This window comes from Planococcus versutus, from assembly GCF_001186155.3.
Lineage (GTDB): Bacteria > Bacillota > Bacilli > Bacillales_A > Planococcaceae > Planococcus > Planococcus versutus.
The window spans coordinates 1057512-1079308 of sequence record NZ_CP016540.2 but is presented as its reverse complement, the minus strand read 5'-3'; the positions used below and the strand labels follow the sequence as shown (position 1 = coordinate 1079308).

The 21797-nt window shown below is 40.0% G+C and carries 24 protein-coding genes and 1 tRNA gene; 1 reads left to right on the top strand and 24 read right to left on the bottom strand.

The window, feature by feature from the left end:
* Positions 1 to 70: 70 nt before the first annotated feature.
* The 9 genes from secG to I858_RS05390 form a co-directional block, all read right to left on the bottom strand.
* The gene (secG, locus tag I858_RS05430; RefSeq protein ID WP_049694326.1) at positions 71 to 298 is read right to left on the bottom strand and encodes a preprotein translocase subunit SecG; all 228 of its coding nucleotides are present in this window, start codon (positions 296 to 298) and stop codon (positions 71 to 73) included.
* A gap of 214 nt (positions 299 to 512) precedes the next feature.
* On the bottom strand, positions 513 to 1808 hold the full coding sequence (gene eno / locus I858_RS05425) for a phosphopyruvate hydratase (protein ID WP_049694325.1): 1296 nt from the start codon (positions 1806 to 1808) through the stop codon (positions 513 to 515).
* A 15-nt stretch (positions 1809 to 1823) separates the two neighbouring features.
* A complete protein-coding gene (gene gpmI / locus I858_RS05420; RefSeq protein ID WP_049694324.1) occupies positions 1824 to 3356 on the bottom strand; it encodes a 2,3-bisphosphoglycerate-independent phosphoglycerate mutase in 1533 nt (510 codons plus the stop codon).
* On the bottom strand, positions 3349 to 4110 hold the full coding sequence (gene tpiA, locus I858_RS05415; RefSeq protein WP_049694323.1) for a triose-phosphate isomerase: 762 nt from the start codon (positions 4108 to 4110) through the stop codon (positions 3349 to 3351). The genes gpmI and tpiA overlap by 8 nt, the downstream gene beginning before the upstream one ends.
* A gap of 28 nt (positions 4111 to 4138) precedes the next feature.
* Positions 4139 to 5323, bottom strand: coding sequence for a phosphoglycerate kinase (locus I858_RS05410; RefSeq protein WP_049694322.1), 1185 nt, complete (start codon positions 5321 to 5323; stop codon positions 4139 to 4141).
* Between the two features lie 111 nt (positions 5324 to 5434).
* Positions 5435 to 6442, bottom strand: a complete 1008-nt coding sequence (gene gap, locus I858_RS05405) for a type I glyceraldehyde-3-phosphate dehydrogenase (protein WP_049694321.1) — start codon at positions 6440 to 6442, stop codon at positions 5435 to 5437.
* A complete protein-coding gene (locus I858_RS05400) occupies positions 6443 to 7486 on the bottom strand; it encodes a sugar-binding transcriptional regulator (RefSeq protein ID WP_049694320.1) in 1044 nt (347 codons plus the stop codon).
* A 107-nt stretch (positions 7487 to 7593) separates the two neighbouring features.
* Complete coding sequence (locus tag I858_RS05395; RefSeq protein ID WP_049694319.1) at positions 7594 to 7824, bottom strand: glutaredoxin family protein; 231 nt, start codon at positions 7822 to 7824, stop codon at positions 7594 to 7596.
* A gap of 106 nt (positions 7825 to 7930) precedes the next feature.
* Positions 7931 to 8002: transfer RNA gene (locus tag I858_RS05390), tRNA-Arg, on the bottom strand.
* Positions 8003 to 8173: 171 nt separating this feature from the next.
* On the opposite strand from I858_RS05390, the gene clpP reads away from it, so the two are divergent.
* Positions 8174 to 8785 (top strand): ATP-dependent Clp endopeptidase proteolytic subunit ClpP, encoded by a 612-nt coding sequence (gene clpP / locus I858_RS05385; protein WP_049694318.1) that lies wholly within the window; start codon positions 8174 to 8176, stop codon positions 8783 to 8785.
* Between the two features lie 93 nt (positions 8786 to 8878).
* Here clpP and I858_RS05380 read toward each other — a convergent pair whose 3' ends face one another.
* The 15 genes from I858_RS05380 to I858_RS05310 all read right to left on the bottom strand — a co-directional run bounded on the left by I858_RS05380 (position 8879) and on the right by I858_RS05310 (position 21733).
* A complete protein-coding gene (locus I858_RS05380; protein ID WP_049694317.1) occupies positions 8879 to 9136 on the bottom strand; it encodes an HPr family phosphocarrier protein in 258 nt (85 codons plus the stop codon).
* 53 nt (positions 9137 to 9189) lie between these two features.
* Positions 9190 to 10140, bottom strand: a complete 951-nt coding sequence (gene whiA, locus I858_RS05375) for a DNA-binding protein WhiA (RefSeq protein WP_049694316.1) — start codon at positions 10138 to 10140, stop codon at positions 9190 to 9192.
* 23 nt (positions 10141 to 10163) lie between these two features.
* The gene (locus tag I858_RS05370) at positions 10164 to 11159 is read right to left on the bottom strand and encodes a gluconeogenesis factor YvcK family protein (protein WP_049694315.1); all 996 of its coding nucleotides are present in this window, start codon (positions 11157 to 11159) and stop codon (positions 10164 to 10166) included.
* A gap of 4 nt (positions 11160 to 11163) precedes the next feature.
* Positions 11164 to 12045: an RNase adapter RapZ gene (gene rapZ, locus I858_RS05365; protein WP_049694314.1), complete on the bottom strand. Its 882-nt coding sequence runs from the start codon at positions 12043 to 12045 to the stop codon at positions 11164 to 11166.
* Positions 12038 to 12523, bottom strand: coding sequence for an NUDIX domain-containing protein (locus I858_RS05360; protein WP_049694313.1), 486 nt, complete (start codon positions 12521 to 12523; stop codon positions 12038 to 12040). Before I858_RS05360 ends, rapZ begins: the two co-directional genes overlap by 8 nt.
* 199 nt (positions 12524 to 12722) lie before the next feature.
* Positions 12723 to 13685 (bottom strand): thioredoxin-disulfide reductase, encoded by a 963-nt coding sequence (trxB, locus tag I858_RS05355; RefSeq protein ID WP_049694312.1) that lies wholly within the window; start codon positions 13683 to 13685, stop codon positions 12723 to 12725.
* Positions 13686 to 13763: 78 nt separating this feature from the next.
* Positions 13764 to 15287, bottom strand: a complete 1524-nt coding sequence (locus tag I858_RS05350; RefSeq protein ID WP_049694311.1) for a tetratricopeptide repeat protein — start codon at positions 15285 to 15287, stop codon at positions 13764 to 13766.
* Between the two features lie 85 nt (positions 15288 to 15372).
* The gene (hisIE, locus tag I858_RS05345) at positions 15373 to 15996 is read right to left on the bottom strand and encodes a bifunctional phosphoribosyl-AMP cyclohydrolase/phosphoribosyl-ATP diphosphatase HisIE (protein WP_049694310.1); all 624 of its coding nucleotides are present in this window, start codon (positions 15994 to 15996) and stop codon (positions 15373 to 15375) included.
* Entirely contained in the window at positions 15993 to 16745 is a 753-nt protein-coding gene (hisF, locus tag I858_RS05340) for an imidazole glycerol phosphate synthase subunit HisF (protein WP_049694309.1), read from the bottom strand. The genes hisIE and hisF overlap by 4 nt, the downstream gene beginning before the upstream one ends.
* On the bottom strand, positions 16739 to 17467 hold the full coding sequence (hisA, locus tag I858_RS05335) for a 1-(5-phosphoribosyl)-5-[(5-phosphoribosylamino)methylideneamino]imidazole-4-carboxamide isomerase (RefSeq protein ID WP_049694308.1): 729 nt from the start codon (positions 17465 to 17467) through the stop codon (positions 16739 to 16741). Before hisA ends, hisF begins: the two co-directional genes overlap by 7 nt.
* Positions 17460 to 18089: an imidazole glycerol phosphate synthase subunit HisH gene (hisH, locus tag I858_RS05330; protein ID WP_049694307.1), complete on the bottom strand. Its 630-nt coding sequence runs from the start codon at positions 18087 to 18089 to the stop codon at positions 17460 to 17462. Before hisH ends, hisA begins: the two co-directional genes overlap by 8 nt.
* Entirely contained in the window at positions 18086 to 18673 is a 588-nt protein-coding gene (gene hisB, locus I858_RS05325) for an imidazoleglycerol-phosphate dehydratase HisB (protein WP_049694306.1), read from the bottom strand. The genes hisH and hisB overlap by 4 nt, the downstream gene beginning before the upstream one ends.
* Positions 18670 to 19953 (bottom strand): histidinol dehydrogenase, encoded by a 1284-nt coding sequence (gene hisD / locus I858_RS05320; protein WP_049694305.1) that lies wholly within the window; start codon positions 19951 to 19953, stop codon positions 18670 to 18672. Before hisD ends, hisB begins: the two co-directional genes overlap by 4 nt.
* Positions 19950 to 20576: an ATP phosphoribosyltransferase gene (gene hisG, locus I858_RS05315; RefSeq protein WP_049694304.1), complete on the bottom strand. Its 627-nt coding sequence runs from the start codon at positions 20574 to 20576 to the stop codon at positions 19950 to 19952. The genes hisD and hisG overlap by 4 nt, the downstream gene beginning before the upstream one ends.
* Positions 20576 to 21733 (bottom strand): ATP phosphoribosyltransferase regulatory subunit, encoded by a 1158-nt coding sequence (locus I858_RS05310; RefSeq protein WP_049694303.1) that lies wholly within the window; start codon positions 21731 to 21733, stop codon positions 20576 to 20578. Before I858_RS05310 ends, hisG begins: the two co-directional genes overlap by 1 nt.
* Positions 21734 to 21797 lie beyond the last annotated feature (64 nt).

Genomic DNA, 21797 nt, shown 5'->3' with positions numbered 1-21797 from the left:
AAAACTCCTCCATTCCAATACTAAAAGAAAACGCCTAACCATGTATGGTCAGGCGATTTAATCATCTACATTAAACTTTCGTTACGGCAACAGCCAGAATAAAGAATAAGGCAGCAAGTACAATCGTTACTCGGTGTAGGACTAAGTCCAAGCCACGAGCTTTTTGCTTACCGAAAAGTTGCTCTGCTCCACCGGAGATGGCTCCTGAAAGACCTGCACTTTTTCCAGATTGCAATAAAACGACTACGATTAATGCGAGCGATACGATGACGAGTAATGTCATTAACAACGTATGCATAAATTCCACCTCCTGAAACGAACGTTCACAACAAAATTAAGTTTACCAAAAATTGTGACCGGTTACAATAGCAATAGAAAATAGAAGGCATTTGCCTTCTATTTTCTCAACTTATCGAGAAATTTTTAACGAGCTTTGGTTTCTTAAGCTTGCTTCTTTTTTCTTGTAATAAAGCAGCGTTAGTTTCTGTATATCTACATCTACTAGTATAGATTTATTTTTTTAAGTTATAGAAAGTTTTAAGTCCTAAGTACTCTCCCGTTTCAAACAACTGATCTTCAATGCGTAACAATTGGTTGTATTTCGCAACGCGATCTGTCCGTGACGGTGCACCTGTTTTGATTTGTCCAGCATTTGTTGCAACAGCGATGTCTGCAATTGTCACATCTTCAGACTCACCTGAACGGTGGCTGATGACTGCTGTGTAGCCAGCACGTTTCGCCATTTCAATGGCATCAAACGTTTCTGTTAGTGTACCGATTTGGTTTACTTTGATCAAAATTGAGTTGCTGATGCCTTCTTCAATTCCTTGAGCTAATTTTTTCGTGTTAGTAACGAATAAATCGTCTCCAACTAATTGAATGCGGTCACCGATTCGTTCTGTCAACAATTTATGTCCAGCCCAGTCGTTTTCATCTAAACCATCTTCAATTGAAATGATTGGGTATTTATTGCAAAGCTCTTCGTACCAGTCAACCATTTCAGCAGATGTTTTCACTGTGTTGTCACCCGGCAAGTTGTAAACACCTTTTTCTTTATCGTAAATTTCAGAAGATGCAACGTCCATTGCAAGCAAAATGTCTGAACCTGGTTTGTATCCAGCTTTTTCGATTGCTTCTATGATGGTAGTCAAAGCTTCTTCGTTGGAACCAAGGTTTGGAGCAAATCCGCCTTCATCTCCAACGGAAGTGTTATAGCCTTTTTCTTTTAATACAGCTTTTAAGTTATGGAAGATTTCTGCTCCCATTTGAACGGCTTCACGGAACGATTTTGCACCAACTGGCATTACCATAAATTCTTGGATGTCTACGTTGTTATCAGCGTGTTCGCCACCGTTTAAAATGTTCATCATTGGAACTGGCAATTGTTTTGCGTTAAAGCCGCCCAAGTATTGATAAAGAGGCATATCTAAATAGTTTGCTGCTGCGTGAGCAACTGCTAGAGAAACACCAAGAATTGCGTTAGCACCTAGACGTCCTTTGTTTTCAGTACCGTCTAATTCGATCATCGCTTTGTCGATTGATACTTGGTCAAGCACTGAATATTTTTCTTCTAATGCTTCAGCAATTTCAACATCAACGTTTTCTACAGCTTTTAAGACACCTTTACCAAGATAGCGGCTCTTATCACCATCACGTAGTTCTACTGCTTCGTGTTCACCAGTAGATGCGCCTGATGGTACGATTGCACGGCCAAAAGCGCCGCTTTCTGTGAATACTTCAACTTCGATTGTGGGATTTCCTCGTGAATCTAAAACTTCGCGTGCTTGAATGTGTGTAATGATTGGCAATTAAAACAGCTCCCTTTAATATAATGGTTTTCCGGTCATTTCAACCGGTTGTTCAACGTCTAGCATTTTCAAAATAGTTGGTGCTAAGTCGGCAAGAATTCCGCCTTGACGAAGTTCGTAACCAGACTTCGTCAAAATCACAGGTACTTGATTGGTCGTATGTGCTGTCATTGGCTGTCCTTCAATGGTACGGACTTCGTCAGCATTGCCATGATCCGCTGTAATTAACGCCGAGCCACCTTGGGCATGTAGCGCATCAACTATGCGTCCTAGACATTCGTCCACCACTTCAATAGCACGAATCGTTGGCTCTAGTAAGCCGCTATGACCGACCATATCCGGATTCGCAAAGTTCAAGATGATGGCGTCGTGCGCACCCGCTTCAATTTGTTCAATTAAGCGATCGGTTACTTCATATGCGCTCATTTCAGGCTGTAAATCGTAAGTTGCTACTTTTGGTGAGGCAACGAGAATGCGATCTTCTCCAGGGAAGATTCCTTCACGCCCTCCGCTCATAAAGAACGTAACGTGTGGGTATTTTTCGGTTTCTGCAATACGCAATTGCGTTAATCCATTTGCAGATAACACTTCACCAATGGTATTTTCCAAGTTTAGTGTTTCAAATGCTACACGCGTCGGCAAATCTTCACTATAAGAAGTAAAGGTGATGTAACTTAACTCTCTTGGATGTTTAGCACTTAACGGAAATCCAACAAAATCTTCACGAATAAATGCTTGTGTTAATTGAATCGAGCGGTCCGGTCGGAAGTTAAAGAAAATTAGTGAATCGCCTGAATCGACGGTTGCTACTGGTTTGCCATCTTCTTCGATTACGAATGGTATAACAAATTCATCCGAAACGCCTTCGTCATAAGAAGCAGTAATACCGGCAGTTGCCGATTCCGCCATTTTTCCAACGCCGTCAACTAAAACGCGATATGATAAGTCAGCACGTTCCCAGCGTTGATCACGGTCCATTGCATAATACCGCCCGCTAATCGATGCAAATTTACCAACACCGATTTCTGTCATTTGTAGTTCTGTTTGTTCTACGTAGTGGAGTGCTGTTTTAGGTCCGACGTCTCGACCATCTAAGAAACCGTGAACATAGACTCTCGTTAATCCTTGTTGTTTTGCCAGTCTCAATAAAGCGAAAAGGTGCTCATAATGGCTATGAACACCGCCATCAGATAATAACCCCACAATATGAAGCGCTTTGTCTCGACTTTTAGCATTCGCAATCGCTTCAAGAAATGCAACATTTTCGTAAAAATCGCCATCACGGATTGCTTTATTGATACGCGTCAAATTTTGATAAACGACTCGGCCAGCACCAATATTCAAGTGACCTACTTCTGAATTACCCATTTGTCCTTCAGGCAACCCAACCGCTTCACCTGAAGCGGTCAGTAATTCATGTGGATAAATTTCCCATAAACGATCAAAATTCGGCTTATTAGCCTGTGCTACTGCATTACCAAAATTTTCTTTGCGGCAGCCAAATCCATCTAAAATGATAAGAGCCGCTGGGTGTTCAGTTTTACGCATGCGAACCAGCCTCCAGCAACTTAACAAATGACTCGGCTTCTAGGCTTGCGCCTCCAACTAATGCTCCGTCAATATGTTCCATTGCCATTAACTCATCTACGTTTGCTGGCTTTACGCTGCCGCCGTATTGAATACGTAGTTGCTCAGCTGCTTCATTCTGATACAAAGATGCTACTTTTTTGCGAATGATTCCACAAACTTCGTTGGCGTCTTCAGCAGTAGCTGTTTTCCCTGTGCCAATCGCCCAAATAGGTTCATAAGCAATAACCAATTGAGTGATTTGTTGTTCAGTCAAACCAGCGACTCCTTTTTCTACTTGTGCTTCAACGACAGATCCCGTTTCTCCGTTTTCACGTTGTTCAAGTGTTTCGCCAACACACAGAATCGGCACTAACCCATGAGTAAAAGCAGCTTTTACTTTTTGGTTTGCTGACTCGTCTGTTTCATTGAAATACTGGCGACGCTCTGAGTGACCAATTATGACATACTTAACGCCAATATCCGTTAGTTGGACAGGGCTAATTTCGCCTGTATAGGCACCTTCGTCTTGCTCTGACATTGTTTGTGCTCCAATTTGAAGCGGACTATTTTCTGCAGACACGACTAGTTGTGCCAAGAATAATGCTGGTGCACAAACAACAGCATCTACTTTATCAGCTGCAGGCACTAAGCCATTCACTTTTTCAACAAATTGTTTTGCCTCTGTAGCGGTTTTGTACATTTTCCAGTTTCCTGCAATAATTGGTTTTCTCACAAGAGCACTCCCTTTTAATTTATCTATATTACTTATTCGTCAACGCGCTAACACCCGGTAGATCTTTGCCTTCCATAAACTCTAGTGAAGCGCCTCCGCCTGTAGAGATATGATCCATTTGTTCAGCTACATGGAATTTTTCAACAGCTGCTGCAGAATCTCCACCACCAATGACGGTGTATCCTGAAGTTTCTGCCATCGCTTGTGCCACAGACTTCGTGCCATTTTCAAATGCTGGCATTTCAAACACACCCATCGGTCCGTTCCAAATGATTAACTTCGAGTTCTTAATGACATCTGCATACATAGCGGCCGTTTCTGGACCAATATCCAAGCCCATCCAGTCTGCCGGTATTTCTTCGATCTTCACACTTTTTGTATCTGCATCTTTTGAAAATTCGCTAGCAACGGTTGCGTCTACCGGCAAATAAAGTTTAACGCCTTTTTGTTTTGCTTTTTCAATAAACGAGTTAGCCAAATCCAATTTATCTTCCTCGACAAGAGAGTTCCCAATTTCAAAGCCTTGCGCTTTGATAAACGTATATGAAAGTCCTCCACCGATTAACAAATTGTCCACTTTGTCCAACAAATGATCAATTACACCAATTTTGTCTTTTACTTTAGCGCCGCCAATAATGGCTGTAAACGGACGTTCGGGCTCAGACAATGCTTTCCCTAAAACGTCCAACTCTTTTTCTAATAGTAAACCTGATACAGCTGGTAAATAGCTTGCAATACCTGCTGTCGAAGCATGTGCCCGGTGAGCTGCTCCAAATGCATCGTTAACGAAAACGTCTGCTAGTGCAGCAAATGCTTGTGCAAGTTCGTCGTCGTTTTGTTCTTCGCCTTTATGGAAGCGAACATTCTCAAGCAAGATAATGTCGCCTTCTTGCATCGCTGAAATGTTTTGTTCAACTTTTTCACCGATTGATTCGTCCAGGCTTTTTACTTCTTTATGTAACAATTCGCCTAAACGGACGCCTGTTGCAGCTAGTCGCATTTCTTCATTGACTTGGCCTTTTGGACGACCTAAGTGGCTAGCCAAAATTACTTTAGCGCCTTGCTCGATTAAATATTCGATTGTCGGCACAGCTGCGCGAATTCGCGTATCGTCCGTCACTTTGCCGTCCGACATCGGTACGTTAAAATCGACACGGCAAAATACCCGTTTTCCTTTCAAATCCAAATCTTTCATGGTCATTTTCTGCTGCATGAAAATACCTCCTATTTGTATTCAAAAAAATAAGGAGCGGGGTAAGTTCCCCGCCCCTTTTACCCTCTTTTATTATAGAGGTTCATTGGTAATTAAGCTATGATTTCGGGATTACAAGCCCGTTTTGTACATGTGAAGCGCAAGGTCGATACAACGGCCTGAGTAACCTGACTCGTTATCGTACCAAGAAAGAACTTTAACCATGTTATCGCCAACCATCATTGTTGAAAGACCATCGATTGTTGCTGAAGCCGTGTTGCCGTTATAGTCTCTAGATACTAGCGGCAATTCACTGTAGTCCATGAATCCTTTTAATTCATTTTCTGCTGCATCTTTTAACGCTTTGTTTACTTCTTCAACAGTTGCGTCTTTTTCAAGGTGAGCAACTAAGTCAATTAGTGAAACGTTTGGTGTAGGAACGCGAATTGCCATTCCATCAATTTTGCCTTCTAATTCAGGCAATACTTTTGCAACTGCTAACGCTGCGCCAGTTGTTGTTGGAATCATCGATTCTGCAGCTGCTCGCGCACGACGGAAGTCTTTGTGTGGAGAGTCTAACAGAATCTGATCGTTTGTGTAAGAGTGAATCGTTGTCATCATTGCATGTTTAATACCGAAACGTTCGTTCAATACTTTCGCCATTCCTGCAAGACCATTTGTTGTACATGAAGCATTTGAAATCACATGATGCTCTTTCGGATCATATGTCTCGTGGTTTACACCCATAACAAGTGTCTTCATGCCATTCTTACCTGGTGCTGAAACGATTACTTTTTTAGCTCCAGCTTCAATGTGTTTTGAAGCCGACTCAGAATCAGTGAACAATCCAGTAGACTCTACAACGATATCAACGCCGTGCTCTCCCCAAGGAAGGTTTGCTGGATCTTTTTCTGAAAATACACGGATCGTTTTGCCGTTAACAACAATGTTATCGCCATCAGCTGAAACTTCAGCGTCTAAAATTCCATGAACAGAATCGTATTTCAGAAGATGTGCAAGCATTTTTGCGTCTGTTAAGTCGTTTACTGCTACCACTTCTACTTCATCATTTGTTAAAGCTTCGCGGAATACAATACGTCCAATACGTCCAAATCCGTTAATTGCTAATTTTAAAGTCATTTATAATTCCTCCAATTTTTTAGTTAGTTCAATAATTTTTCGTGCAGCACCTTCGTCTGTGATCAACACTGTCGGACTAGCTGCATTTTTAGAATAAGACAAAATTGCTTTTGCTTTAGATGCTCCGCCTGCGACTGCTAATACAATGTCCGTTTTTCGAACCTGATCTAATTGAATACCTGCTGTGCGAATACGATAAACAATTTCTCCATTTTTATCGAAATAATACCCAAAAGCTTCACTCACCGCTCCACCCAAACGAATTTTTTCAACTTCTTCTATAGGAGAATGACGGCGCACGGCCATCTCTTCTGCATTGCCTATTCCGTGTACAATCACTTCTACTTGATCGTACAAATTCATCATTTCTTTGATAACCGGCTCTTTCATCATCATCGCAAACGCCTCTGCACTTAAATGATCAGGCAAATATAGCGTTTTAAATGAACCTCCTGTTTTTTCAGCAAAAGCCGCGGCAATGGTATTCGCTTGATGTAAAACATCTTCGCCAAGTCCACCACGTGCTGCAATAAACTGAAGCGCTTGGTCAGCTTTACTACCTACTACTTCTTTTGAAATAGCTGCCATAGTGCTACCACCAGTTACTGCTATTTTTTTGTAAGTGCTGAACAAATTTTCAAGAAAGCGAGCAGCTTCTTTGCCAATATGAGACTTTACTGCAGGAATTTCATCGCTGTCTTGCGGTAAGATAACGATTTTCGAAATCTTTAAAATCTCTTGCAACTCGACTTCCATATCTGTTAATCCAGATAGCTCGCGAACAAATTTTTTCAGATTCTCGAGCACTTCCATGCCTTGTGAAGTCACAATCATACCGGCTGTTTTCATCTCAATTAATTGTTGATTTCGCAAAAGGTCCGTATCTTTTCTTATTTCACGCTCTGTTACCCCAGCAATTTCACATAAAGTTCTTCTGCCGATTGGTTGCTCTAAACAAATTGTTTGTAAAATTTGATACCTTTTCTTCAGGAGCTCGGACATTTCCGGCATCAGCTTTTGCTGAGCGTCAGATAATGCATCCATATTTCCACTCCGTTCTGTCTGGTCAATTTTCGTCCCAGCATTTATTTATCTGTCCCACTAGTTTCATTCTACCTAATCTTTCTATTAATTGCAAATAAAAAGAAGCGTTAAGTTTCTAACGCTTCCATTAAATCCACATAACCAATATTGCCATATAACAATAGATTGTTGTCTTTCTCTAATACTGGAATCATCAACATGTATTTTTCGTTCAACGTATCATCGCTTTCAATGTCTATTTCTGTATAGAGTAAAGGGATCTCTTCATTAACTAATTGAATCATTAACTTGGCTTCATCGCATAGCGGACAGTTGCTCCGTGTATACAAGGTAAACATTTTCAACTTCCTTTCAACTACATCAGCTTGACTGAGTCATTTTTTTCTAGAAAAAAATGACTCAGTTCACTTAAAAAGAGTGAACAAAGTCATTTCGTCTTTTGTATGCCCTCGGAAGGAATCGAACCTTCATCTCAAGAACCGGAATCTTACGTGTGATCCATTACACTACGAGGGCCAAATCGCTATTGGCGACTTTTCTATTATACGAAAATATGTCGACTTAATCAAGTGGCATTTTTCAATTCGTTAGATTTGACCTTTCTTGACCATGGTGTGTATGATAATAGTACAGCTGAGAAACTTTCAGCATTGTTTGTAAAACACTTAATCGAGGAGGAACTATTCTATGAACTTAATTCCTACAGTAATTGAACAAACTAGCCGAGGCGAACGTGCTTATGATATTTACTCACGTTTGTTGAAAGACCGCGTCATTATGCTGGGCAGCGCGATTGACGATAATGTTGCAAACTCTATTGTGGCACAACTTCTATTCCTTGAAGCAGAAGATCCAGATAAGGATATTTCAATCTACATCAACAGCCCCGGCGGTAGCATCACTGCTGGTATGGCAATCTATGACACAATGCAGTTTATCCGTCCAGACGTTCAAACCATCTGTATCGGTATGGCCGCATCAATGGGAGCTTTCTTACTTGCCGCTGGAACAAAAGGAAAACGCCTTGCACTTCCAAATGCGGAAGTGATGATTCACCAACCGCTTGGTGGTGCACAAGGACAAGCAACAGAAATCGAAATTGCAGCAAAACGTATTTTACACCTTCGCGAAAAATTGAATCAAATTCTTTCAGAACGTACGGGCCAACCAATCGAAGTGATCGCGAAAGATACAGATCGTGATAACTTCATGACAGCTGAACGTGCGTTAGAGTACGGCCTGATTGACCAAGTAATCACGCGTAGTAAATTACCTGAAGATCACAAAAAAGATATCTAAAAAAACCCCTCACGGCCTTTGCGCTGTGAGGGGTTTTTAGATAAAAAAATGATTGCTCACCCATGTAGGCAGACAACCATTTTTCTTATGGTATTACGCGTCTTTTTCAATAACTTGCGATAAGGTCTGGACGGCTTTTTCTTCATCCAAGCCTTCAGCAGAAATTTTAACATTTGTCCCTTTACTAATTGCAAGGCTCATAACGCCCATAATACTTTTCGCGTTAACCTTTTTATTGTCTTTTTCTAAGTAAACATCTGCATTAAACCGATTGGCTTCTTGAACGAACAAAGCAGCTTGTCTGGCTTGGAGACCCGTTTTCAATTGTACCTTCACTTGTTTTTCAACCATACTCATCCTCCTCTAAAACTAACTTTCTTCTATATGAACGCACCACCAACCAATTAACGGCCAATCATTTCTCCATTTCTCAGTGATGTAGCAATCTCATCGATTTTTCGGAGACGGTGATTGACACCGGATTTACTAACGCTTCCACCCGATACCATTTCACCTAGTTCTTTTAATGTTACATCCTGGTACTCTACTCGAAGTCGGGCAATTTCACGAAGTCTTTCTGGTAATTGATCGATTCCGATAGCTCCATCGATAAAACGAATATTCTCTACTTGTCGCAAAGCAGCATCGATGGTTTTGTTTAAGTTAGCTGTTTCACAATTGACAAGACGATTTACGCTATTACGCATGTCACGAATAATTCGAACATCTTCGAATTTTAATAACGCCGAATGCGCTCCGGTAATACTTAAAAAATCAGAAATTTTTTCAGCTTCTTTCAAATAGGTCACAAATCCTTTTTTGCGTTCGATCGTTTTGCTGTTTAAATGGAATTCATTCATTAAATCAACCAATGACTCGGCATGATCTTTATAAAGAGAGTAAATTTCTAAATGATAAGACGAGGTTTCGGGATTGTTAACCGAGCCACCCGCTAAAAAAGCACCTCTCAAGTAAGATCGTTTACAGCAGTTTTTTTCAATTAAACTTTTAACAATCTGATGTTGAAATTGAAAACCTTCTGTCAAAATCTCTAAATCTTCGAGAATATGCTTCGCTCCTTCTCGAATTCTGCAAATGTAAATATTGTTCTTTTTTAATCGCATTTTTTTTCGAACTAGTAATTCAACAGGATATGCTTTGTAAAAACGTTTTAGCAACGTATAAATACGACGTGCAATTGCTGCATTTTCAGTTTGGATATCCAGGCTTAGTTGACGATTGGAAAACGATAATGTACCATTCATTCGGATCATTGCGGAAAGTTCTGCTTTCCCACAACAATCGTCTATTTCAATTTGTGTCATTTCTTTTTTTGTTTCAGATGCAAAAGACAAAATTCGTTCCCCCTTTCAAAGCATTAAAAATATAGCTGCTTCGAATCTTCACTGGCATGGCCATCAGCATATTCAAATAGCCATTCTGCGACTTTTGTCGGTTCGTGACGTACAGTTTCACCAGAGATATTGGCAATGTCTTTGCGATAAACTTCAAGACCCATTTTCTTTAGTCGCTCTTCGTCATACTCAACAGGCCATGCTTGTTCTTTCTCATAACGTTCAGCAATCGTTTCTGGCATTTGCACTTTATCAAGCAAAATGGCATCTAAAAATCTTTCATCTACATGATCATAAAGTGCTTTCACATGATCAGAAGCTGTGTATTTATAGGTCTCACCTGCTTGTGTCATCAAATTACAAATGTAGATCTTTTTCGCTTTTGCAGCAATAATTGCTTTTTTAATATCTTTTACTAATAAATTTGGCAAAATGCTTGTATACAAAGAACCAGGACCAACCACAATAACGTCTGCGTTTTCAATTGCTGCAATCGTCGCAGGTAAGGCTTTTACATCATACGGCTCAATAAAAACACGTTTAATGGGTTGTAAATAGGCAGGAATCTTAGACTCTCCTTCAATAATAGTACCGTCTTCTAATTCTGCACTTAACGTAACTATTTGATTGGCAGCAGGCAACACTGTGCCATTAACATTTAGAACACGACTCATTTCACGTACAGCATGAGAAAAATCCCCCGTAATATCTGTCAAAGCCGCCAACATCAAATTGCCCAATGAGTGCCCATCAAGATCTAAGGAATGTTTAAAACGATATTGGAACATTTCAGTAACCAAAGGTTCACTATCTGACAAAGCTGCTATGACATTTCGGATATCTCCTGGTGGTGGAATATCCAAATCATTTCGCAAACGGCCTGAACTTCCTCCATCGTCTGCAACCGTGACGATTGCTGTCAAGTCCAGTGGGTATAGTTTTAAGCCTCTCAATAATGTAGAAAGTCCTGTACCGCCGCCTAAGATAACTATTCGTTTGCGGAGCTGTTTACGTTCCATGCACTCATTCCTTTCTTATCTTGACGTCTCTGTGCGTTATGATGACTTTATTGTTTTCTGCTAATAATTTGCCGTAGTATTCAGCCAATGTTACCGACCGATGTTGACCGCCTGTACAGCCAAACGCGATAACCAGTTGTGCTTTTCCTTCACGCTTATATTGAGGAATCATGAACTGAAATAAATCCGTTAATTTATCGATGAGCGTTTGCGTTTCTTGCCATTTTAATACATAACTTGACACGCGATTATCCAATCCTGTTAACGGATTTAACTCTTCAATATAATAAGGATTTGGTAAAAATCGAACATCAAATACTAAATCGGCATCAATTGGCATGCCATGCTTAAAGCCAAAAGACATTACATTTACAGTAAACACATTGCTCGTTTTCGAAGAAAAATCAGTGATGATTCGTTCTTTTAACTGACGAGGTGACATTTTAGATGTGTTATATATATACTGCGCTCTTCCTTGAAGATCATTTAGCATGTCTCGTTCTTTTTGAATACCGCCTAGTACCAATCCACCGGGTGACAAAGGATGAGATCTTCTAGACTCTTTATAACGACTAACTAATGTTTCGTTTTCTGCATCTAAAAACAAAATTGTGGTTGAAACCTTTGAATCTTTTGATAAATCGTCAATTGCATCTACTAGACTGTCAAAAAAGTCGCCTCCTCGCAAATCCATAACAACAGCTACACGCTTCATGGATTTTCCAGAATCCCTCATTAACTTAATAAAAGTTGACAATAAAGTTGGTGGTAAATTGTCAATCGTAAAAAATCCTAAGTCTTCAAAGCTTTGAATTGCCACAGTTTTTCCTGCACCTGACATACCTGTAATAATAATCAGCTCTGTTTCTTCTTCACGATTATCCATTAAAATGATTCACCTCTTCGATTGATGATTGAATGGTTTCTTTAATTAACTGAAATTCTTTTGTGTAGTAAAATGTTCCGTACTGGATACCTTGTTGACTTACTACAAACTGCAAATTTGTTCGATCTCCTTTAGCCATCGGTAAATACGCCAAAGCTTCTACAGGATGCCATTCTAATAAACCTTCAGTTGTTTCTTCGAATAGATCACCGATTAAATCAGTCGCAACAAACGTAAATAACATCCACTCATCCACAATTTGTTCTTTCTCTTGAATCATCATCGTGTAGACACCTTTAAGATTTGTACCTATTGGTGTGGTATTCGTTTCTTCTTTAAATTCACGGACTGCGGCTTCAAAAATGGATTCTCCAGACTCCATTTTCCCTCCTGGTGCTACGTACCAATCACGCCGTGGTTTTTTCAATAATAGTACTTGTCCATTTTTAATAACTAGTAAATTCGCGATTCGCTGCACATTCGACACTCCACATCTTTTGTAAACTCTCTCCATTATACATCTATCCTGGTGTGTCATGCAAAAGAATAAAAAAAGGCCGTCTTTCGAATTATTCGAAAGACGGCCCATCAAAGTATGATTAAAAAGGGGGTCAATTTACTCTTCTAACTATATACTTTATTTATGACAGAGACGTTACAAAATAATTAAGAAACAATTAAGCTTCTGTTTTCATCGCAATTTTTTCTACAAGCTCCTCGATGTAGTGTTGAGCTGCTTGAGCTGCGATACTCCCATCACCTGTTGCAGTAACGACTTGACGCAATGTCTTTTCACGAACATCGCCCGCTCCGTAAATTCCTGGAACGTTCGTTTCCATTTTTTCATTGGTTACAATATAGCCTTCAGCATTTAAAATACCTAATTTAGCAAAAGGCTTTGTCAAAGGCAACATACCGATATAAATGAAAATGCCATCTGTTTTAAATTCTCTTTCTTCTCCGTCTTTAGTAGACACTAAAGTCACAGCACCTACTTTGCCGTTTCCATCATCGTGAATTTCTTTAACTGTATGACTCCAAATAAAATCAATTTTTTCATTTGCGAACGCACGGTCTTGAATAATTTTTTGTGCACGTAACTCGTCACGTCTATGGACAATTGTTACTTTACTTGCAAAGCGAGTCAAATAAACGCCTTCTTCTACTGCAGAGTCTCCTCCACCTACGACAACCAATTCTTTTTCTTTAAAGAAAGCTCCATCACAAACCGCACAATAGCTGACACCCCGTCCACCTAACTCAGTTTCACCTGGAATGCCCATTTTTTTATACTCAGCACCTGTTGTCACAATGATTGCACGTGCTTTGTATTCTTTCGATCCTGCTTTGATGGTTTTAAATTCTTCTCCATCAGTGATTTCTGTCACATCACCATATGCATATTCTGCACCAAATTTTTTCGCATGTTCAAACATTTTTGTTGAAATGTCTGGACCTAGAATATGTGAAAATCCTGGATAGTTTTCAATTTCCTCAGTATTGGCCATTTGACCACCCGGAATGCCACGTTCTAGCATCAACGTCGTCAAGTTTGCGCGAGAAGTATAAACAGCGGCTGTCATACCTGCTGGTCCTGCTCCAATAATAATTACATCATAAATTTTAGTTGTTTCAGTCATAATAATTTGCCTCCTAATTCTTCAGTAGCTAAATCGTATAAGATTCTAGTTAAAGCTTCAACTTTTATGCCTGCAACCCTAACCTAGACTGGGTAAGAATGTTGCTATTTCTTTCGTGTATTTAGTCAAGGTTGCAACTGAAATTCCAAAACGATTCGCTATCTCTTTTTTTGTTATTTTTTCTTTTTTGGAAGAAGCCATTATAAATTCAACTGCCGCTGTCAAAGCCGTTGGATTTTTAAATGTATAGTTACTGGTATAGGCTTTTTCAACTAACAAGAACCACAGCTGAAAAACTTCAGCACGTTCTTTTGTAACCATTGCTTGTGACTCATAAAGACCTTCTGCCACTTCCATTGCACGTAAAAATACTTGCTCAGCAGGAATTTCTTTTTTGAATGGATGGCCTAGTGCATATCCTAAAACAAAAGTTTCTAATACAGAAGGTTGATCTGAATCTAGCCAATTTGGATGTGAAATAATTTCTTGTTTATGAGCTGATTTCCCAAGCAAAAACAAACCAAACAAACGTTCACTTTTTTTGGCGTGATCAAGTTTTTGAGCCAAATAATCTCGGTCATGCTCTAGTGCATCTACGTGCGGCATTGCGGAATGTTCACTCCAAGGAGCAAACCCATCTTTGTCTGGGTCCATTTTTTTTAACTGTTCCCAAGCATGTCTCGATATCTCTTCGTGTCCTGAATGATAGGCTGAATGCGATAACCAGAAATAAAATGCTGTGTCTCCTTCAAAGCCACGTTTTTGAAGACTCCTTAGCCAGTGATATGCCTCTTTATACTTGCCAACAAGCGCAAAAGTGGCTCCTAGTTTATAACGGTGCTCAAACACATACGGATGTATTTTTTTCAATAATTCAAGAATATTGTCTAATTCTTCATTTTTTTCATAGTAATGAAAAACTGCTAAATTGCACAGCGCATGCAAATTGCCATTATTTCTTCGTAGTACATCATGAAGCAAGGCTTTCGCCATTTCAGCTTCACCTATATAAAAATAAGCTAAAGCTAGATTATTAAAAGCTCCCCAAAAATCAGGTTTTTCTTCAATTAGTTTTTCAAGCAAGTCGATTGCTGCTTGAAAATCTCCTTGCTCCATCATGCGACGCGCTTTTTCTTGTTTGTAATGAGACTCACTGTCTTCTTCTGCATTTTCAGTTTCACCAAAATCTTGCCAATCTTCTTGTTCTGCAAAATCAATAATGCCCATCGCTTCTGCTGCATACGTTCCTTGCGTCTCATCAAGTAAGTATTTTTTTGCGTATTTTCGCGCATCCCAAAACAAGCCCATGTGTGCATGGACTTCTGCAAGAAAAAACAAAATATCAGCTGTGGTAGCATCTAGCTCGTAAGCTTTCATAAGAGCATCTATTGCTTGCTCGAATTCTTGCATTTCCATTAGTACGATGCCGTATTGTGTTAAAAAAAGCGAATTTCTAGGGCTTAACTCTGTTGCTCGACGCAAAAATTTATAAGCCTTTGGATAGTTTTCACGTTGAAGTTCTTTCAACGCTTTATGATAATAAAATTCTCCTGTCGGAATAAAAGACAGAACGTTTTCGTAGTTTCTTTTTTTATTCTCCAAAATAAGCCTCCGAAAAAGTAAAAGAGACGATTAACATCGTCTCTATACTCAAATATGCTGTAATTATAGCATATTCCCTTGTTATTTACTTGTTCGTTTTAGATGTGTGTCGTTCTTTTAACACTTCTACTACTTGCTGGATCCCCACTTTTTGTTCTTGGAGTAATACAAGAACATGGTAGAACAAATCAGCTGTTTCCATTGCTAACTCTTTGGCATCGCGATTTTTAGCTGCGATAATTACTTCAGAGGCTTCTTCGCCTACTTTTTTACAAATTTTATCGACACCTTCGTTAAATAAATACGTAGTATAGGCTCCTTCAGGCATTTCTTTTTCACGTGTTTCAATTAAAGATGATAAGTGAGCGAACATATCTCCTGGAGATTTGTTGTGTTCACCTTGGATGGTTTCAAAAAAGCAACTGTCTTGTCCTGTGTGACAAGCAGGTCCGTTTGGAATAACTTCATAAATAAGCGAATCACCATCACAGTCCAATCTTATAGCTGTTACTTTTTGCGTATTGCCACTTGTCGCACCTTTATTCCATAGCTCGCTACGGCTTCTTGAATACAACCATGTTTCATTTGTCGTCATTGTTTTTTGCACAGCTTCTTTGTTTGCATACGCTAGTGTTAATACTTCTTTTGTTTTGGCATGTTGAATAATGACGGGAATCAGCCCGTTTTGGTCATATTGAATTGTTGTCATCGGACATTCACTCCCTCTTTCCGTAAATATTGTTTTACTTCAGCTATACTCGTTTCTTTGTAGTGGAAAATAGATGCAGCCAATGCCGCGTCGGCATCTACTGCTTTGAATACCTCATTAAAATGCTCTTTTTTTCCTGCTCCACCACTTGCAATAACCGGTACTTCTACTGCGCTACGTACAGCAGTTGTCAGTTCTAAATCAAACCCGTCTTTTGAGCCATCTTTGTCCATACTCGTTAATAGCAATTCCCCTGCACCAAGTTCTACACTTTTTTTAGCCCATTCCACAGCCGACCATTCTGTTTTGTTGCGACCACCATGCGTATAAACGTCCCAATTGTCGCCGTTTTTTTTGGCATCAATTGCAACAACGATGCATTGAGAGCCGAAAAAATCTGCACCTTCTTTTATTAGCTCTGGACGGTCAAGCGCGGCAGTGTTCAAAGATACTTTGTCAGCACCTGCACGCAACATTCGTTTTATATCGTCTAAGCTACGAATTCCGCCACCTACAGTAAACGGGATTGATAATTCAGTAGCGACAGTTTTCACTACCTCGACCATTGTTTCTTTTCCTTCGTGAGAAGCGGAGATATCCAAAAATACTAGCTCATCCGCTCCTTGCTTGTCGTAAAAACGTGCCAGTTCAACAGGATCTCCTGCATCACGCAGCGAAACGAAACTAACGCCTTTGACGACACGTCCTTCTTTTACATCAAGACAGGGAATAATGCGTTTTGTCAGCATGACAATGCCTCCTCCAGTGTAAATCGTTTTTCATAAAGCGCTTTTCCAATAATTACACCAGCAATGTTGCTGTCTGTAGATGCTTTTTTCACATTTTTCACATCATCAAGCGAACCAATGCCCCCAGAAACAATAACTTGCGCATTCTTAAGTTGAACTAATGCACGATTGGCTGCAATATTCGGACCCGCTAGTGTTCCATCCGTTGCGATATCAGTATAAATAAAATGTTTTGCACCTTTAGAAGTAAAATAATCAGCTACTTCTGTCGCTGCTTGACCAGAAGTTTCAATCCACCCTTCTGTTGCCGCCATCCCATTTTTTGCATCAATACCAATGACAATTTGCTCAGCCCCGAACTCTTCTATAAACGACACAGCAAGTTCGGGATTACGGATCGCTAGACTACCGATAATGACACGCACTACACCGTTCGATAAATAATATTGGATATCTTCACGAGTTCGGATGCCTCCGCCGACTTGCACTTTAGCACCGAGCTTTGCGGCTTCAATGACCACTTGATCGTTAATCCGGATGCCGTCTTTGGCACCGTCTAAGTCGACCATATGTATCCACTCTGCACCAGCTTCTACGAATTTTCGGGCCATTTCAACTGGTGAATCTCCGTAGATCGTTTCCTGAGCGTAATCTCCTTGAAATAAGCGTACACATTTGCCATCCCTTAAATCAATCGCGGGATAGATTTGAAAGTTAGTCATTTACGGTCCTCCTAACATTTGCAATCCATTGCGCTAATAAATAATGACCAAAATCACCAGACTTTTCTGGATGAAATTGCATACCGGTAATCAAACCCGTTCCAACTACTCCCGGAACGTTGAGGCCTCCATAGCTTGCTGTGGCTAAAACTTCTTGCTGCTCTGTATTTATCGCTAAAAAAGAATGTACAAAGTACACGTGCGTATCACTTAATACATCCTCTAACCAATACGGCATATGCGAAAATTCCAAACGGTTCCAGCCCATATGAGGAATTCGGTATGTGCCTTTTTCAAAACGACGAATTTGTCCTGTCAGTAACCCCAAACCTTTTGTCGGTTTCACTTCCGAACTATCTTCATATAACAACTGCATACCGAGACAAATTCCAAGAAGCGGAATATTTTTTTCTGGCAATGATTGGATAAATCCTGAAAGTCCTTTGTCATTTAATAACTCCATAGCATCTGGAAAAGCACCGACTCCTGGCAGCAAAATCCCTTCTGCTTCGAGCAGCACCGCAGGGTCATCGGATACAATCACTGTACATTCCAACTTTTTTAACGCTTGCTCGACACTAAACAAATTGCCCATGCCATAGTCAATGATGCCAATGATCATGTGAGCAACCCCTTTGTTGATGGTACACCTTTAACTCGTGGATCAATCATTGTCGCTTCATCAAGCGCACGTGCTAATGCTTTAAAGATTGCTTCGATTATGTGATGCGTATTTTTTCCGTAATGAACAATTACGTGAACGTTCATGCGTGATTCAAGCGCGAATTTCCATAGAAACTCTTCTACCAACTCTGTATCAAATGTACCAACTTTTTCATTTAGCAGCTCACATTGAAACTCTAAATGTGGGCGATTTGAGCAATCGATTACCACTTGAGCCAATGCATCATCCATTGGAACAAATGCATTGCCATAGCGGCGTATGCCTTTTTTATCGCCAAGCGCTTCTTTAACAGCTTGACCCAAAACAATGCCAATATCTTCTGTCGTGTGATGGTCATCAATATGCGTATCGCCATTCGCTTGAATATCACCATCAAATAATCCGTGCTTAATAAACAAATCCAACATATGATCCATGAACGGAACGCCTGTATCAATAACAGATTTACCTTCGCCGTCTAATGAAAACTGGATAGCTACTTTGGTTTCATTGGTATTGCGTTTGATTTCAGCTTGTCTCATTTGTTCGTCTCCTTTTTCCACGATCGTGATTCGACTGCACGTGCATGGCCTTCTAATCCTTCAAGACGCGCCAGACGAGCGATTTTTTCTTTATTATTTTCCCACGCTTTTTCACTATAACGAATAATGCTTGTGCGTTTAATAAAATCATAGACAGCTAATGCACTTGAAAAACGAGCTGTACTATTCGTTGGCAACACATGATTTGTGCCCGCAAAATAATCGCCAATGGGTTCGGATGAAAACCTTCCGATAAAAATAGCCCCAGCGTGGAGAATACGTTCAGCAACCGCTTCAGCATCTGTTGTCATAATTTCCAAATGCTCTGGAGCCAATTGATTAGCTGCTGTGATTAACTCTTCGATAGTTTTTCCTAAATAAATTACGCTGTGATTTGCAATTGCAGCACCGGCAATGGCTTCACGTGGCAAACTTGCTAATTGTTGCTTTACTTGTTTTGAAACGGCATCCGCTAACTTTTCACTTGTCGTCAATAATACAGCACTCGCTAGTGGATCATGCTCTGCTTGTGATAATAAATCCGCTGCTACCTCATCAGCATAAGCTGATTCATCTGCAATGATCGCAATTTCACTTGGTCCAGCAATCATATCAATTGCTACATCCCCATTCACTTCTCGTTTTGCGAGAGCCACAAAGATATTACCGGGTCCTGTAATTTTATCGACGGCTGCGATAGATTCTGTCCCATATGCTAATGCCGCGATTGCTTGAGCACCACCAGACTTATACACTTCTGTAATGCCAAGAATATGAGCAGATACCAATACACCATCGGATAACGTGCCATCTTGACTTGGTGGTGAAATTAACACAATCCGCGATACGCCAGCCACTTGTGCTGGAATAACATTCATTAAAACAGATGATGGATAAGCTGCTGTTCCACCGGGTACATAAAGTCCAGCCGACTCAATTGGACTAACTCGCTGTGCGACATAAGAGCCATCTTCACTATCCAGACGGTATCCTTTTTGTTGCTGACTTTCATGATATGCTCGGATATTTTCTGCTGCTTCTGTTAAATCTTTTGCGAGTTGAGGATCAAAACGTTTTACCGCTTGTGTAATTTCTTCATCCGTAACGCGCAAAGAAATTAACTTTGCGCCATCCCATTTTTCTGTATAACGCAACATGGCTTGATCCCCATGCTCTCTTACTTCTTGAATGATTGCTTTTACAGCTGTAACTTGCTGTTCTGTACCTTCTGCAATGGTTCTTCTAATGGAAATTCCTGAAGACAAACGAACCACTTTCATAGAATAACCTGCTTTCTCAGTCTTCCCACTAGCTCTGTAATGCGTTCTTGTTTTAAACGGTAGCTTACAGGATTGACAATTAAACGTGATGTGATGTCAACAATTTTTTCATATTCAATTAAGCCATTTTCTTTTAATGTTTTACCTGTGGAAACAATATCCACAATTCGATCAGCCAAACCAATCATTGGGGCTAATTCAATCGATCCATTTAATTCAATGATTTCTACTTGTTCACCTTTGCCACGGTAATATTGTGATGCTACTTTCGGGTATTTTGTCGCGACACGTGGAGATACTTTGTTCATCGGTGTATCAGGCATACCCGCAGTAGCGATATAGCAGCGACTAATGCCAAGATCTAATAATTCATATACATCACGATCGTGTTCAAGCATGACATCTTTCCCAGCGATACCAATATCTACAACTCCATGTTCAACATATGCTGGAACATCCATTGGTTTAGCAAGAATAAACCGAATGTTTTCATTGGGTGCTTCAACAATTAATTTTCGCGAATCATCGAGTTCTTTCGGCAAATCGTAACCTGCTTTTACTAATAATTCATAAGCTTCTTCAAATATTCGGCCTTTTGGCATTGCTATTGTTAATGCATCCATCAATTAACACCTTCCATTCGTAGAACCTCACTGAAATGATTACTGAATTTATCAATGGCCATAACTGCTGGTGCAAATTGTAGTGTCACACGCTTTGCTTGCGCGCGAAGCTTTTGTGCTTCGTCATATGCTGCATCTTCGTTTTGTTCATCAAATAAAATTAACGTATGGTCTTGTCTTTCAGGCACAGCTGATATAAGTTCAAGCAAACGATCGACTCTCAAACCAAAACCAGTTGCGCCAACTTCTAATCCGAATTGTTTCATCAACCCGTCATAGCGCCCCCCGTTACCCAATGGAAAACCACTGCCTGCTGCATACACTTCAAACACCAGTCCGGTGTAATACGTCATATGACTATTAAAAGATAAGTCGTATGTGACTAGATCAGACAAGCCACTACGATCCAGTATTTTTTTTAGTTTTTTCATTTCTTCATACAATGCTGTTTGTTTCGCATTGTGTGGATCGATCCATTGCTGCCATTCTTCGATTGTAGTTGTTGATATTAAGCTAATAAATGATTCCACTCTAGACGATTCAATTGGCAATTGGTTTGTTAATGTTTCAAAACCAACGCTGTTTTTAGAAACAAATGTGCTACGTACTTGTTCTATTTGTTCTTGGTTTAATCCGAAATCCTCTAAAATCAACTGCAATAATTGAGTGTGTCCAATGACGAAACGACTCGATTTAATGCCTAAATTCTTTACTATATTTCCTGCGAGAATGATGACTTCTGCATCGGCATACAATGAATCGTCTCCAATTAGTTCCACACCCATTTGTTCAAATTCAGCTGGTCGTCCACCTTCTCGTTTTTGAGCACGAAAAACCGTCGAATAATAGCCTAGTCGTACAGGCATTTTTTCTTTTAATAGCTTAGATGCTGCCACACGCGCGATGGGTGATGTCATGTCAGGACGCAACACTAAGGTTTCACCTTGGCTGTCTAGCAATTTAAACAACGCATTGTCTGCAATTGCCGATATTTTACCGATAGTTTCGTAATACTCTAAAGTTGGCGTCTGCAACAACTCATAGCCTGCTTGTTGAATAATGGTTGTTCCATTCGTCCGTAGGTCTGCTTTCTTTTTTGCGATAAAAGGAAAATCATCTCTCATCCCTAATGGTTTTTCAAACATTTGTATGGTCATTATAAAACTCCCTAATATTGGTATTTTTACTTTATCTCGCTAATGTAGTGAAGTAATTTAATTT